14 protein-coding genes are annotated in these 14,895 nt (G+C 32.4%); 11 read left to right on the plus strand and 3 right to left on the minus strand.

What is annotated here, in order from left to right; all coding sequences use genetic code 11:
- Positions 1-12 precede the first annotated feature (12 nt).
- From ACFWU4_RS12170 to uvrB, 7 genes are all read left to right on the plus strand, one after another.
- Complete coding sequence (locus ACFWU4_RS12170; RefSeq protein WP_411128245.1) at positions 13-1,236, plus strand: hypothetical protein; 1,224 nt, start codon at positions 13-15, stop codon at positions 1,234-1,236.
- 7 nt (positions 1,237-1,243) lie between these two features.
- On the plus strand, positions 1,244-1,873 hold the full coding sequence (locus tag ACFWU4_RS12175; RefSeq protein ID WP_411128247.1) for a hypothetical protein: 630 nt from the start codon (positions 1,244-1,246) through the stop codon (positions 1,871-1,873).
- A gap of 45 nt (positions 1,874-1,918) precedes the next feature.
- The gene (locus ACFWU4_RS12180; RefSeq protein ID WP_411128249.1) at positions 1,919-2,449 is read left to right on the plus strand and encodes a hypothetical protein; all 531 of its coding nucleotides are present in this window, start codon (positions 1,919-1,921) and stop codon (positions 2,447-2,449) included.
- 153 nt (positions 2,450-2,602) lie between these two features.
- Positions 2,603-3,577 carry a hemagglutinin protein gene (locus tag ACFWU4_RS12185; protein WP_411128251.1) on the plus strand — a complete coding sequence of 325 codons (975 nt, stop codon included), beginning with the start codon at positions 2,603-2,605 and terminating at the stop codon, positions 3,575-3,577.
- A gap of 11 nt (positions 3,578-3,588) precedes the next feature.
- On the plus strand, positions 3,589-4,386 hold the full coding sequence (locus tag ACFWU4_RS12190; RefSeq protein WP_411128253.1) for a T9SS type A sorting domain-containing protein: 798 nt from the start codon (positions 3,589-3,591) through the stop codon (positions 4,384-4,386).
- A 193-nt stretch (positions 4,387-4,579) separates the two neighbouring features.
- On the plus strand, positions 4,580-5,527 hold the full coding sequence (locus tag ACFWU4_RS12195; protein ID WP_411128255.1) for an alpha/beta fold hydrolase: 948 nt from the start codon (positions 4,580-4,582) through the stop codon (positions 5,525-5,527).
- A 119-nt stretch (positions 5,528-5,646) separates the two neighbouring features.
- Positions 5,647-7,653, plus strand: coding sequence for an excinuclease ABC subunit UvrB (gene uvrB / locus ACFWU4_RS12200; protein WP_411128257.1), 2,007 nt, complete (start codon positions 5,647-5,649; stop codon positions 7,651-7,653).
- An 83-nt stretch (positions 7,654-7,736) separates the two neighbouring features.
- Here uvrB and ACFWU4_RS12205 read toward each other — a convergent pair whose 3' ends face one another.
- Positions 7,737-8,138, minus strand: coding sequence for a TerB family tellurite resistance protein (locus ACFWU4_RS12205; protein WP_411128259.1), 402 nt, complete (start codon positions 8,136-8,138; stop codon positions 7,737-7,739).
- Between the two features lie 312 nt (positions 8,139-8,450).
- Here ACFWU4_RS12205 and ACFWU4_RS12210 point away from each other — a divergent pair, with 312 nt between their 5' ends.
- On the plus strand, positions 8,451-8,726 hold the full coding sequence (locus ACFWU4_RS12210) for a DUF1456 family protein (protein WP_411128455.1): 276 nt from the start codon (positions 8,451-8,453) through the stop codon (positions 8,724-8,726).
- Positions 8,727-8,781: 55 nt separating this feature from the next.
- Here the strand turns inward: ACFWU4_RS12210 and ACFWU4_RS12215 are convergent, their stop codons facing one another.
- Both ACFWU4_RS12215 and sucC read right to left on the minus strand, forming a co-directional pair.
- A complete protein-coding gene (locus ACFWU4_RS12215; protein ID WP_411128261.1) occupies positions 8,782-9,498 on the minus strand; it encodes a hypothetical protein in 717 nt (238 codons plus the stop codon).
- A 101-nt stretch (positions 9,499-9,599) separates the two neighbouring features.
- Positions 9,600-10,790 (minus strand): ADP-forming succinate--CoA ligase subunit beta, encoded by a 1,191-nt coding sequence (sucC, locus tag ACFWU4_RS12220; RefSeq protein ID WP_411128263.1) that lies wholly within the window; start codon positions 10,788-10,790, stop codon positions 9,600-9,602.
- 227 nt (positions 10,791-11,017) lie between these two features.
- On the opposite strand from sucC, the gene lysA reads away from it, so the two are divergent.
- The 3 genes from lysA (at position 11,018) to ACFWU4_RS12235 (ending at position 14,886) form a co-directional block, all read left to right on the plus strand.
- Positions 11,018-12,220 carry a diaminopimelate decarboxylase gene (gene lysA, locus ACFWU4_RS12225; RefSeq protein WP_411128265.1) on the plus strand — a complete coding sequence of 401 codons (1,203 nt, stop codon included), beginning with the start codon at positions 11,018-11,020 and terminating at the stop codon, positions 12,218-12,220.
- A 210-nt stretch (positions 12,221-12,430) separates the two neighbouring features.
- On the plus strand, positions 12,431-13,468 hold the full coding sequence (locus ACFWU4_RS12230) for a hypothetical protein (RefSeq protein WP_411128266.1): 1,038 nt from the start codon (positions 12,431-12,433) through the stop codon (positions 13,466-13,468).
- 2 nt (positions 13,469-13,470) lie between these two features.
- Positions 13,471-14,886 (plus strand): MBOAT family O-acyltransferase, encoded by a 1,416-nt coding sequence (locus ACFWU4_RS12235; RefSeq protein ID WP_411128268.1) that lies wholly within the window; start codon positions 13,471-13,473, stop codon positions 14,884-14,886.
- Positions 14,887-14,895: the final 9 nt, after the last annotated feature.

A 14,895-nucleotide genomic window follows, 5' to 3' on the forward strand; every position in this document is an offset into this window, starting at 1 on the left:
TACTAACCAATCATGAAAAATATAATAACCTTAATTATTGCTTTATTAATTTCTACAGCAAGCTTAGCACAAATAGGTTTTAATTACAAGGCTCTAATTAAGGACGCTAACGGTAATATCATTAACAATCAAGATATACATATAAGGTTTACACTTTTTACATTAGGTGAGTTTGGACCAGATGTTACTTATCAAGAAAGACACAATGTTACATTAGATAATAATGGTATAGCAATCGCAACTATTGGAGAAGGTGATGACATTTTATCTGGAGAATTTCCTACAGATTATTGGGAAGAAAGTGATTTCCTCGCTACAGAAATAGATATAGAGCAAGATGGTACTTTCGTTCTAATTGGACCTACATATTTTAAAAAAGTACCAATGGCAATGACAGCAGATTTTGCTCATATAGCACATAGAGCTCAATATGCAGAAAACGTTACTGGATTAAGGAAACTTAATACAGGTTGGAGACTAGTAGATTTTAATCCAGATAATTATGGAGCTATAGGAAACTATGCTATGGATTTAAGTTTATCAGATCTCGAATCTACAATATTTGGTGCAACTGGTGAGTATTCTGTTGCACTTGGTCTTAGAAATGAAGCTTCAGGTGGCTCTTCAACAGCAATGGGTTTTCGTACGGAGTCTTCTGGTTATATTTCAACCTCGTTAGGTGAAAGAACTACTGCGTCAGGAAACATTTCTACGGCAATAGGGAGCAATACAAATGCAAATTCTTATGCATCTTTTGCCATTGGCAGGCATAACATGGGAGGTTTTACCAATACACCAAATCCAGTTGATGGTGATATAGTTTGGTTACCTGAAGACCCTCTTTTTGAAGTTGGTAACGGTAATAGCAATACCAGTAGAAACAACGCATTAACTATATATAAAAACGGTAACGCAAAATTTGATGCAGAAATTCAGCATACTACAACAGGTGATGCCAATTTAATCCCAATCGCTTATGGCACTGTAGAATCTGACGGAAATGTACGAAGTGGTACTGGTAATTTCACAGCTAGCCTAAGTGCTGGCGTTCTTAGCATAAGTGTTAATGGAGAAAACTTGACTGTCGATAATTCATCTTGCCTAATTACAACTTACTCTACAGCTTTTAGAACCTCATCTCTTATAATGAGTGGTGGAGATATTGATGTTAGAATATTTGATAGTTCAGGAAATATAAACCCAACAACATTTCAATTTACAATTTATAAACTTTAATAAAATCATGAAAAAACTAATAACGCTTGCAGTTATACTAATATTAGTAGCCTGCAAATCGGAAACAAACAAAGATGAGACTATTCAACAAACAGCAGAGAAAACAACACAGGTAGAAGCTTCAAAAAAAGCCACAGAACAATCTACCAATAAAGACACCTACCTCTGTAAAATAAATGGTAAAAATTGGGCTTATACCAGAGCCTCTGGTATTATAAGTCGTCATAAAAAAACAAATAAACGCGAAGCTATTTTCACCTTTACCAAGCAAATAGGCAAAGCCAAAGAAACGGTTCAGCTCTTTTATGATGGTGACACTAATCAATTAGAGCAAGTGAATATTCATTTAAAGGTGCCAAAAACCGATGGTAAAAAAATGACAGCGATGTACATATACCATCCTAATACAGGCAAATTTCATCCAGATGCTAAAATTTCGGGTACTATAGATTTATCTAATCCTAGTAATGCCTCTGGTAATGCCGAAGTTTCAGATTTAGACGTTCGTTTTGACAAAGCACAAGTTAAAAACGATGCAGATACTCGCATAACTGTAGAAGATTTAAATTTTAGTGGCATTGGCTACTCAGAAGCTGGTAAACTCTTTGGTTCTAAAGGGACTAGTAGCACTAATTAAAACACTAAAATCTAAAATATATAAACCATAAAAATTACAACCAATATGAAAAATTCAATCTTATCATTATTAATGTTAATAGCTGTTATCACTTTTAGTTGTGATACAGATATACCAGAAACCGATACAACACCTCCAGAGTTTAGTTTAAGAATTTGGAGCGCCAGATTCGACCGCACATTTACACAAGATGATGATCTAGAGAATATGACACTTAGATTAAAGTATGACGCGGGTTACCGATTTTCCTTTGTAGGAACAGATTTAGATGGTCTTAGATATGCAAGATGGCGCGTACCATATAGCGACGTTATATCCTTTGATACAGAAATACCTAGTCCATGGAGCATTACAAATATTCCTACTTTATACAGAAATATAGAATGGATTGGAGACCGAAATAATCCGCTTAATGGTGCTGTACTGACAGGGAAATTTAGAGCAATAGGTGATAATAGAACAGATGATTTTAGAATTCGTGTATCAGATTTTGGAGGAGATTCAGCTAATTACAATAACACTTCAATGAATTTAGAAATAGCAATAGGAAATTGGGAAGCAGAAGTTATTGAGTAAAGCAGAAATAAAATAACACATCAAACATAGTTTAGTGAACTAATATTAAACAATTTGAACAGCTTGTTACATATATTATATCATTTGTTACATAAGTAAAACTCTTATAAACGCTTAAAAACAACCTTTGTAAACAACACTAAAGACGCCATTATGAAAATGATTAAATTAAGTATAATGCTCAGCCTCATCATACCCTTTGGTTATGGGCAATCTATAGAAAAATTCAGTATCGATTCTGGTGGAGCATCTGCTTCTGCCGGAGGTATCCAAATTCTATATACCATAGGTGAGGTCGCTGTGCAAGAAGTCAGTACTTCAACACTTTCGGTTTCCGAAGGTTTTATCAACTCTAGTTTTAAAGTTAAAATAGATCCTATAGTCTATCTACAAGGGCCTATTCTCAATGCAGATACTGGTGGACTTATGAATGATGATCTTCGTGTTGCTGGTCTTATACCAACTTCAAGTCCCTACGTAGATAATGCCACTTGTAATGCTTCTGTATTCTCAGTAACCGGAACTGACGCTATCGTTGATTGGGTTTGGATAGAAGTACGCGCAAGTAACGATAATACAAAACTGCTTAACGGTAAGTCTGCTTTATTGCAGCGTGATGGAGATATCGTTGATGTAGATGGTATATCTACTTTAACAATGAATGCTCCACCAAAAGACCACTACGTTGTTGTAAAACACCGCAATCATCTCGGTGTAATGAGCGAAAATCCAATTGCACTAGCAGAAGATATTACAACAATTGTAGATTTTACGGATAGTGGCTTTGATACTTTTGGAACTAATGCACAATCTATTTTAGATTCTGGAGATACAGCGCTTTGGGCAGGTGATGTAAATAATAATGGCCAAGTGCGCTATTTAGGTCCAAATAATGATACCAATAGTATTAAAGATGCAGTTCTATTTGATTCTGGAAACACCTCAAGTAGTAATTTCTATCCTTATACAGCTTATGACAATGCAGATATTAATATGAATGGACAAGTAAGATATCTAGGTCCAGGAAATGACACTAATATTTTAAAGGACATCATTCTCCTGCACCCAAATAACGGAACGCTTTCTAACTTTTTTCCATTTTTCACAACAGTACCTAATCTTTTATAAAACAAAAAATCATGAAAAAACTTTACACATCAATTGTATTAGCCATTTTCGCTATTACTTTACAAGCACAAACTTTTGATTTCAGCCTTTCTTTTATTGGTGTAAATCCATCAACAAACAATTACCAAATGGCACTTATGGCTACACCAAATGCGTCTGTTACCGATGGTAATACAGCAGATATGGGAGCTGGCTTTTACATACCAACAGGCTTAACCATAGGTAATTTTGAAACAGGAAATTCTAATTTACCAGCATCAGAATGGACATCACAATCCTTAGGTGCTACTAACGCAAATGGTGACCCCTATTTTGTGTCTAGAATAGAAGCCGGATCTACAAGTGTACTCTTAAACGGAGCTGGCCCTTTTGAGTTAGTTATATTCGATATAATTGCTGATCCTAACCCAACATCTGGTGACATTACCTTTGTTGAAAATGGCGATCCTGTTTTTAACGAAATTTTATTTATAGAAAATTATATGAATATTAATTTAGGCTCAGGTACAACCAATGCTTATGCTCAAAATGATCCGAGCGCTAATTCAATTCAATTTTCAACACTAAGTATTGATGATAGTTTTGCTTTTGACAATAGTATTTCCATTTATCCAAATCCTTCAAAAAATATAGTAACCATAAATACAAAATTAGATATAAATGCTGTTGAACTTTATGATATTACAGGAAAACTAATTGGTAAACATCAAAACAATACTCTAGATATTAGTCATCTAGATTCTGGTATTTATTTAATAAAAATTAATGTGGACAATACGACCATCACAAAAAGACTAATTAAGGAATAGCCCTCTAACATTTTACGCTTAATACTTATTAAACTTAACGCCATATTTTTATATGGCGTTAAGTAATTTTGGCATAGTCAATTAGAATCTTTATAGTGTTCGGTTTGGGCATAACAAAATCGTAACTTTGTATTATGATATTTAAAATTGAATCAGAGTTTAAAAACTACTTGAGACCATGCACTAATAAGAAATGAAGAAATTAAAGACTATTTCAAAACTTTTACTTTTAACCACAACACTACTAGTTATTGCATTATTTATTTATGGAACAATAAACCAACACCAATACAATCGTAAAGTAGAGCAAAGTGATAAATCTAATAAACTCTTCTCACAATTAGATAACCACAAAATTCATTATAACTTAATCGGTAATGGTAAATACACATTTATATTACAATCTGGTTTAGGAACAGACATAAAAACTTGGGATAAAATCAAAGATTCATTAGCTAAAATAGGCCGTGTATTTACATATGAAAGGTCTGGTCTTGGTTTTAGTGAGGAGACGAAACAGTTAAAAACAACTGAGCAAATAACGGCTGAACTGCACAAGGTTATAGAAAATGAAAATATTAAAGGTCCTTATATTTTAATTGGTCATTCCTTTGGCGGTGTGTTCACTAGATATTATGCACATCGCTACCCAGAAGAAATTGCAGGTATATTTTTAATTGATCCTAGTCACGAAAAAATGACTTATTATTTCGAATCATATTCAATGTATTTTAAATTGAATGGCTTTATTAAATCTAACCTTGCATGGAGTGGACTTCCCCAATTTATTTTACCTAATAGGTCTAACTCAAATTACAAAACATCTAAAAACATAAGAAATGATGCCAGGGAGAAATTAGCAATCCAAGCTTCTATGCAGCAAATGAAAGACGCAAATATTCTCTTAACAACACTACCGATGCACATTATTTCTACATCTACAAAAGGTACGATAAATGATAAAAAAGATTCAGCAATTATGGAAGCTATTATTGGGCGCTCTAAACGTACAATTTCTAAACATGTTTCTTATAATAAGCCTCATAACATACATATTACAAACCCAGAAATTGTACTAAAAGAGTTTTATGATTTTTTCGGTAAAATTAATTCAGAACCATCGTCTCATACAATCAACTAATAATTAATTTATTACAGAAACAACCTCTCGAAAATTATATAATTTGTCCTATTTGTTAAGTTGACGTGTGTGTTTATTTCAATATTGATTTCACTAAATCTTTATCGTAACTTTGCATTATGCGATTTAAAATTGAATCAGAATTTAAGCCTACCGGAGACCAACCACAAGCTATAAAACAATTGTCTGCTGGCATTGAAGGCAAAGAGAAATATCAAACCTTATTAGGTGTTACAGGTTCTGGTAAGACCTTTACAGTAGCCAACGTCATTGAAGAAGTACAACGCCCTACTTTAGTTTTAGCCCACAACAAAACATTGGCTGCGCAGCTATACTCTGAATTCAAACAATTTTTCCCCGAAAATGCTGTAGAGTATTTTGTATCGTACTACGATTATTACCAACCCGAAGCTTATATACCTGTTTCTGGTGTTTATATAGAAAAAGATTTATCTATAAATGAAGAAATTGAGAAGATGCGTTTGAGTACAACTTCTTCCCTACTCTCTGGACGTCGGGATGTAATTGTAATTGCTTCAGTTTCTTGTTTGTATGGTATTGGAAACCCGATAGAATTTCAAAAAAATGTTATTTCTATTGAACGCGAACAAGTTATATCACGGACCGCATTATTACACAAGTTGGTACAAAGTTTATACTCGCGTACAGAAGCAGAATTTAAAAACGGAAACTTTAGGATAAAAGGAGATACGGTAGATGTATTTCCTGGGTATTCTGACAATGCGTTCAGAATTCACTTTTTCGGAGATGAGATTGAAGAAATTGAAGCGTTTGATGCAAGAACAAATGAAATTATAGAACGTTATGACCGCTTAAATATTTATCCTGCAAATATGTTTGTTACCTCACCAGATGTATTGAATGGTGCTATAAAAGATATTCAAGATGATTTAGTCTTACAGCACGATTATTTTAAAGATATTGGCAAACATCTTGAAGCAAAACGTCTTAAAGAACGCACGGAATTTGATCTAGAAATGATAAGAGAACTCGGTTACTGTTCTGGTATTGAAAACTATTCTAGATATCTAGATGGTAGAGCGCCAGGAACTCGACCATTTTGTTTACTCGATTATTTCCCCGATGATTATTTAATGGTTGTTGACGAAAGTCATGTTACTATTTCACAAGTTCATGCCATGTATGGTGGTGATAGAAGTCGTAAAGTAAATCTAGTAGACTATGGTTTCCGTTTGCCAGCTGCTATGGACAACAGACCTTTAAAATTTGAAGAATTTGAAGCCCTGCAAAATCAAGTGATATATGTATCTGCGACTCCAGCAGATTACGAAATGCAAAAAACAGATGGTGTTTATTTAGAACAGGTTATTAGGCCTACAGGATTACTAGATCCTATTATTGAAGTAAGACCAAGTCTTAATCAGATTGATGATTTAATTGAGGAAATACAAGATCGTGTAGAAAAAGATGAGCGTACGTTAGTGACAACCTTAACAAAACGAATGGCTGAAGAATTGGTGAAATATTTATCTAGAATTTCTATACGATGCCGTTACATACATAGTGATGTTGATACACTAGAGCGCGTTGAGATTATGCAAGATTTACGAAAAGGTATTTTCGATGTTTTAGTTGGTGTAAATCTACTTCGTGAAGGTTTAGATTTACCTGAAGTATCATTAGTTGCCATTTTAGATGCTGATAAAGAAGGTTTTTTACGTTCTAATCGCTCTTTAACACAAACGGTTGGTAGAGCGGCTAGAAATCTTAATGGTAAAGCCATTATGTATGCAGATAAGATTACGAAAAGCATGCAAAAAACTATTGATGAAACTGAGTATCGTCGCGAAAAACAAATTGCTTATAATACAAAACACAAGCTAGTACCTAAAGCTCTAAATAAAAGTTTAGATAGTGTTTTAGCCAAAAACTCAGTAAGTACGTATAGAACAGAATTGGATGCGAAAATAGCAGCAGAACCAGAAAGTGAATATCTAACAAAAGGTGAGTTAGAAAAGAAAATACGTGAAAAACGAAAACAAATGGAACAGGCAGCTAAAGCTTTAGATTTTATGGAAGCAGCACGTTTTAGAGATGAGATTACATCCTATCAGGGTAAGTTAGAAAAGTTGAAGGCTAAATAACAATTTATTATATGATTGCCACGTTCTGCGTCCTCGCAATAACATTCTTCTTTCTTACTAAAAACTATTACTGATAATGAATACTAGTTGTATTGCACCTTAAAAATATCAATTAAAAAGTCTGGTGGAACTATCTTATTCGGAAAACTGTCCATTAGATCTAATACTCTATTGATAGACTCGTGACTTAAGCCCATTCTTAAACCGAAGTTATGAATTTTAACTAGTTGTTTCGGTGCTACTTTATCATCTAAATTCATTAAAAGTACAAGCCTATGAAACTGAACGATACGTTCACTATGTGTTTTTAAATGCACATAGGTTACCGGATGTTTAAATAAGTATTCAAAATCTTCTTTTGATATCTCTAATTGTCTAGCGATACTAAATAAGAAGTTATACTCTATAGATTTTATATTTTCATCTGTTTGAGCGAAAGCAATCATCTCAGATAATAAGCTCAATTTTTCAGCACGATTAATCATAGTCTTAGGGATTTTACTCTGATGTAAAGTTAATGAGTAAGATAATTTTATTGTCGTTGATATAATGTATCTTGTCGAAAAATTAAGTGTACTTTGTCGGAAATATTTAGCTTTTATCAACTCAATTTTGTTGCTAGATTACTAAGCGAAAATTAGTTTTATTACGTTCATCTATTTTATTTAACAATGAACCTAAAAGTTTTACATTTAATCTGATTTTTTATTTTTCCATGCTTTTTAAATTGAATTAAATTAGGTTAATTTGGGAATCGTCGGAAAATGATATTCTTAATTTATTATGTTACAAATACAATTCATATGACAAACAATGATATTTTCAAAAAACTAAGAGTTGCTCATAAACTAAGGGATGACGATATGGTTAAAATCTTAGCTTTAGTAGACTTTAGAATTTCTAAAAGCGAACTCAATGCCATGTTTAGAAATGAAGATCATCCTAAATATATGCCTTGCGGAGATCAGGTACTTAGAAATTTTTTAAATGGGTTAATTATTCATTTGCGAGGGCCAATGCCTAAAAAAGCTGAGAAAAAAATCCCTAATAAATCTTCACAAAAAAAAGAGTAATACGCAGTATTACTCTTTTTATTTTTTATTTAAAAAACTTAAGATGCAAGTTTTCTCAATTCTTACTTTTTAAAGACTTTATATATTGAGCTAATACTATGATATCTTTCTCATTCTTAGAACTCAAATCATTAGATTTAATATAATTAATAATAGATTTCGCTTGGGTTGGAAAAGTGTTCTTAATCGTTTTTCTATTCGTTGTTAATTGCAGTAACTTATTGTCTTTATCTAACATGTAATACACGAAACTTTTATCAAAATAAATGGTACCATTTGCTTTTCTTTTATACTTCTTAAGCTCATTTTTTTTAAATCTCTCTCGCTTAAAGACACCAAGCTCCTTAGAAAAATTGCTAGTAATAAAATAACTCTTATGTATTTTATCATCATTCCCATAATAAGACTTTACTTGATAGACTTTACCGCTCTCAGTAAATGTTACTCTTAAATTATTGCGTTTTGCAATTTCATAGATTTTATCGGCATCTTTTACTTCAATAGTATCCTGCATAGGATTATAACGCCCGAATACATTTTCTAATTCTCCTTCTATAATTACACTAATATTCTGCCACTTAAATTCATCTGATTTTTCAATAGAATAAGTTAAATCGTTATAATTAGTATTTTGCTTATCACGTTCAGCATTCATATGTCCAAAAAGATAAATGTTCTCGTTAGAAATTTGAGCATTGCTAAAGTTTAAGAAAGTGAAAGCTAAAAATGTATAAATGAGGTTTTTCGTGAATAGAGAGTATACTTTTTTCATAAAATTCAAGTTTAACGGTTAGACTTATAGGTAACAAAAATTACACCAAAATAAAAAAAGCATCTATAATTAGATGCTTTTTATTTATAATGATTTGATTATTAACCTAATACCTCCTGAACTTTATCTGCAGCTTCTTGGAATTCTGTTGCACTCATTACATCCAAACCAGAATTATCTATTAATTCTTTAGCAATATCTGCATTGGTACCTTGTAACCTTACAATAATAGGTACAGAAATATTACCCATATTTTTATAAGCATCTATTACACCTTGTGCTACACGATCACAACGAACAATACCACCAAATATGTTAATTAAAATAGCTTTAACTGCAGGATCTTTTAGTATGATTTTAAAGGCAGCCTCAACTCTTGCAGCATCAGCAGTACCTCCAACATCTAAAAAGTTAGCTGGCTCACCACCTGCTTGCTTAATTAAATCCATTGTGGCCATAGCTAAACCAGCTCCGTTAACCATACAACCTACGTTTCCATCTAAATCTACATAATTTAAGCCTAAAGCACCAGCCTCAACTTCTATTGGATTTTCTTCGCGTAAATCTCGTAATTCTTTTAAATCTTTATGTCTATATAAGGCATTATCATCTAAGGTTACCTTAGCATCTACTGCCATAATTTTATCATCACTAGTCTTTAATACCGGATTAATTTCAAATAAAGAAGCATCTGACTTAACATAAGCAGTATATAAAGCAGAAACAAATTTTGTCATTTCTTTGAAAGCACCACCCGATAAACCTAGGTTAAAGGCAACGCGACGTGCTTGAAAACCAAGTAATCCAAGTGCAGGATCTATTTCTTCTGTAAAAATTAAATGTGGTGTTTCTTCAGCTACGGTTTCGATATCCATACCTCCTTCTGTAGAATACATAATCATATTTTTACCCGTTCCTCTATTTAGTAGAACTGACATATAATACTCTTCTGGTTCATTGTCCCCTGGATAATAAACATCTTCAGCTATTAAAACTTGATGCACTCTTTTACCTTCTGCAGAAGTCTGTGGAGTTACTAAATCCATACCAATTATGTTCCCTGCAATTTCTTCAACTTCTTGAAGATTTTTAGCAAGTTTTACTCCACCGCCTTTTCCGCGTCCACCTGCATGAACCTGAGCTTTTATAACATGCCAACCTGTGCCAGTTTCTGCTGTCATTTGCTTTGCTGCATCAACAGCATCTTTAGCACTTTGGGCTACAATACCGCGTTGAATACGCACTCCAAAACTACTTAATAATTCTTTTCCTTGATATTCGTGTAAATTCATAATAAATATTCAATTTATAGATTCCCAATCATAGGTAATCTCTCAAGTTGATTTCAGCACAAAAATAAGCATAGTAAAACGTTTCTCAAATAAAAATTGTAATGATTAAAATGTAAAAAGAAATAGTATTGTTAAATAATTAACAATATGTTTAAAATATGAAATTTATAATATGTTTTATTTTATAAAAGGAGAGATAAAATATCTTTGGATAAAAATAAGTAAGAATGCATAATCAACTTTTAGAAATAGCAAAAGAATACGGAAGCCCTTTATATGTATATGACTCGGAGACTATTATAGGTCAACACCAAAGATTGACAAAGGCTTTTAGTAAAGTTAAAAACTTAAGATTAAATTATGCGGTTAAAGCGCTTTCTAACATTTCCATTTTAAAACTATTTAATTCTTTGGGTTCTGGTATTGATACAGTTTCCATACAAGAAGTGCAATTAGGATTAAAAGCCGGTTTTAAACCAGAAAATATAATCTACACACCAAATGGGGTTTCTCTTGAAGAAATTGAAAAAGTCTCTAAATTAGGTGTACAAATAAATATAGATAATCTTTCAATTCTAGAACAATTTGGAACTAAACATCCAAACATCCCTGTTTGTATACGCATTAATCCGCATGTTATGGCAGGTGGTAACACTAATATTTCTGTTGGACATATTGATAGTAAATTTGGAATTTCTATACATCAAATTCCATTAATACTGCGTACTGTAGAAAACACCAAAATGACAATTAACGGTATTCATATGCATACTGGTAGTGATATTTTAGATATTGATGTGTTTTTATATGCTAGTGAAATACTATTTGAAACTGCAAAGAATTTTGACAACCTAGATTTTATTGACTTTGGTTCTGGCTTCAAAGTACCTTATAAAGAGGGTGATATTGAAACTAACATTGAAGAGTTAGGTAAAAAATTATCCAAGCGTTTTAATGAATTTTGTAAAGATTATGGTAAAGATTTAACCTTAGCTTTTGAACCAGGAAAGTTTTTAGTTAGCGAAGCAGGTGTATTTTTAGCAAAAGTAAATGTGGTAAAGCAAACTACTTCTACCGTTTTTGCTCAAATTGATTCTGGATTTAATCATCTTATAAGACCAATGCTCTATGGATCACAACACGAAATTATAAATATTTCTAACCCTAAAGGGCGTGAGCGTTTCTATTCGGTAGTTGGTTACATTTGCGAAACTGATACATTTGCTAATAATAGACGAATTTCTGAAATAAATGAAGGAGATGTTTTGTGTTTTAAAAATGCTGGCGCTTATTGTTATTCTATGGCTAGCAACTACAACTCAAGGTATAGACCTGCAGAGGTGTTAGTCCATAAAGGAAAAGCACAACTCATAAGAAAACGAGAAACATTTGATGATATACTGCATAATCAAGTAGAGATTACTTTCTAAATTAAAAAAAGCACTATAATTAGTGCTTTTTTTATATCTTTCTGAACCCTAAGTCTTTATTTACCAATCAATAAGGACAGACTGTGAATAAAAATTACCAATTCCTCATAACCGATATGTTTTTTTTAATATATCCGTACTACCTCCTAATACATAGCGCCTTTACTTATTTCAGTTATTTATTCGACCAAAATAAACACACCAATCCATATGAAATTAAAGCTATCACTAATTTTGGCCCTGGTAATTACATTAGTTGCCACCGTTTTTTGGGAAATTTACTGGAGAAATCAAGGGCGAATACCTAATATCGATGACAATAAAAATCTTTGGGCTAATCAAAGAGATAAACTTGATAAGCCTAATGAAAATGATGTGACCTTTATTGGCTCATCTCGAATATTGTATGCGATACAATTGGATATTTGGGAAGAAGAAACGCAGACAAAACCTATAATGCTAGCAGCCCAAGGTGGGTCTCCAATACCTGTTTTCAGAGATATTGTTGACAACACGGAATTTAACGGTACCTTAATTGTTGGTATTACACCTGCACTTTTTTTTTCAACTTTACACCCTCAAGTAGATTTTATAAAACGCCCTCAGTTTTTAGTTGATTATCATAAAAAAAGAACGTATGCTCAGCGCATAAATCATGCATTGGCAGTACCACTTCAAAAAAACTTTACCTTTATTAGAGACGGCGATGAAGCTTGGGATTCTGACGTAGACTTAAAAACTCTAATTAGTCATATTTATCAAGATGAGAGAGGCGGACCAATTTTTCCACCATTCAATAACTTTGAAGATATAAGTTTAGATAGGCATATGAAAATGCCCAAACTTGTAGAAACTGATACAGCTTATGCTAATTCAATAAAAAAAGTTTGGACAGCGATATTATCAGGTGATTATCCACCGCCAGATGTTGATGGTACAATTTCTGCATTTGTAGAATTATCAAAAACATTTAGAGAACGTGGTGGCAATTTAATACTGGTTAGATGTCCTTCTGATGGCTTATTTAGAGAAAGAGAGACTCAAGATTTTCCGAGAAAAACATTTTGGGATAGGCTATTAATAGAATCTAATTCAAAAGGGTATCATTATTTAGATTATCAACAATTTCATAATCTATTCTTACCCGAATGGTCTCATTTAGCAACAAGTGACGCTCAGTTTTTCACTAGAGAACTTATAAAACTAATGAAAGCAGATAATGTAATTTCTAATTCTAAATCTAACTAGTCATGCTTTTTAATTCACTAAGTTTTGTTCTATTTCTTACTATTGTTTTAGCTTTATATTATTCCAAAATATTTAGTTGGAAAGGTAAAAAACGTATGCTTCTACTCTCTAGCTATGTTTTTTATGGTTTATGGAACCCACCTCTTATTTTATTGCTTTGGATATCTACAATTATTGATTGGACTGCCAGCAAAAGAATAGCAATTGAAGACAATCAAAAGAAAAGAAAACTGTGGTTGCTATTAAGTATGTTTGTAAATCTTGGTTTTCTGGCTTTCTTTAAATATGGGGATTTTTTACTTGAAAACTTTGTCTTAATTCTGAATTCTATAGGTATTGAATTTAATACTTTACCAATGGATATTATACTCCCAATGGGTATTTCCTTTTACACATTTCAAACTATGTCCTATACAATAGATGTATATAACAACAAGATAGAACCAGCGAAAACCTTTTTAGATTTTGCACTTTATGTGACCTTTTTTCCTCAACTTGTTGCAGGGCCAATTGTGCGGGCGAAAGACTTAATTACTCAATTTTATGAAGAAAAGAAAGCTACAACAAATCAATTTATATGGGGCTTTTTTCTACTTACAATTGGTTTATTTCAAAAAGTCGTTTTGGCTGACACGTTACTATCAGAAGCATCAGATACTGTATTTGGTTCGGATGGGTTATTAAATGGTATAGATGCATGGACAGGAACACTCGCCTTTTCTGGTCAAATATTCTTCGATTTTGCAGGGTATTCAACTTGTGCAATAGGTATTGCTCTAATGTTAGGTATTATTTTACCAGACAACTTTAAATATCCTTATGCATCATTAGGATTTTCTGATTTATGGAAACGTTGGCATATTTCTTTATCTAGTTGGTTAAAAGACTATCTGTATATTCCTTTAGGTGGTAATAGAAATGGATTAATAAGAATGTATATTGCTTTAATGCTTACAATGTTACTTGGCGGATTATGGCATGGCGCGGCATGGACCTTCATGGTTTGGGGAGGCCTACATGGCTTCTATTTAATTATTGAAAGACTTCAAAAACAATATTTACCATTTAAAATAACGAAATGGAATGGTATATTTTTAGCTTTTCTTACTTTCACATGTGTTAATCTAACTTGGGTGTTTTTTAGGGCTAGAGAGTTTGAGACCGCCTGGAATATGATTAAATCTATGTTCTACTTGCAGTCGGATGGAGCCAAAATTCTTGATACTTTTTCTATAATAAAAGTATCTACAGTTGTTTTTATTATGTTTCTATGTCATTGGTTTATGAGAAATACCTCCTTAAAGCAAGTCTCTGAAAAGATTTCTCCCTACACTCTTGGGTTAATATGGGCAATTATGTTGTTTTTAATAATAATAGCCCAAGGAAGTGGTGAACAATTTATATATTTTCAATTTTAAATTTACGCA

This window comes from Winogradskyella sp. PE311, assembly GCF_046545555.1.
Taxonomy (GTDB): Bacteria; Bacteroidota; Bacteroidia; order Flavobacteriales; family Flavobacteriaceae; genus Winogradskyella.

Bases quoted from the DNA above. Each gene is read 5' to 3' on its own strand.
- ACFWU4_RS12190 (WP_411128253.1), top strand. From the start codon at position 3,589: ATGAAAAAACTTTACACATCAATTGTATTAGCCATTTTCGCTATTACT.
- ACFWU4_RS12230 (WP_411128266.1), top strand. From the start codon at position 12,431: ATGAAATTAAAGCTATCACTAATTTTGGCCCTGGTAATTACATTAGTT.
- ACFWU4_RS12180 (WP_411128249.1), top strand. From the start codon at position 1,919: ATGAAAAATTCAATCTTATCATTATTAATGTTAATAGCTGTTATCACT.
- ACFWU4_RS12215 (WP_411128261.1), bottom strand. From the start codon at position 9,498: ATGAAAAAAGTATACTCTCTATTCACGAAAAACCTCATTTATACATTT.
- ACFWU4_RS12205 (WP_411128259.1), bottom strand. From the start codon at position 8,138: ATGATTAATCGTGCTGAAAAATTGAGCTTATTATCTGAGATGATTGCT.
- ACFWU4_RS12195 (WP_411128255.1), top strand. From the start codon at position 4,580: ATGAAGAAATTAAAGACTATTTCAAAACTTTTACTTTTAACCACAACA.
- sucC (WP_411128263.1), bottom strand. From the start codon at position 10,790: ATGAATTTACACGAATATCAAGGAAAAGAATTATTAAGTAGTTTTGGA.
- ACFWU4_RS12175 (WP_411128247.1), top strand. From the start codon at position 1,244: ATGAAAAAACTAATAACGCTTGCAGTTATACTAATATTAGTAGCCTGC.
- lysA (WP_411128265.1), top strand. From the start codon at position 11,018: ATGCATAATCAACTTTTAGAAATAGCAAAAGAATACGGAAGCCCTTTA.
- uvrB (WP_411128257.1), top strand. From the start codon at position 5,647: ATGCGATTTAAAATTGAATCAGAATTTAAGCCTACCGGAGACCAACCA.
- ACFWU4_RS12235 (WP_411128268.1), top strand. From the start codon at position 13,471: ATGCTTTTTAATTCACTAAGTTTTGTTCTATTTCTTACTATTGTTTTA.
- ACFWU4_RS12170 (WP_411128245.1), top strand. From the start codon at position 13: ATGAAAAATATAATAACCTTAATTATTGCTTTATTAATTTCTACAGCA.
- ACFWU4_RS12185 (WP_411128251.1), top strand. From the start codon at position 2,603: ATGAAAATGATTAAATTAAGTATAATGCTCAGCCTCATCATACCCTTT.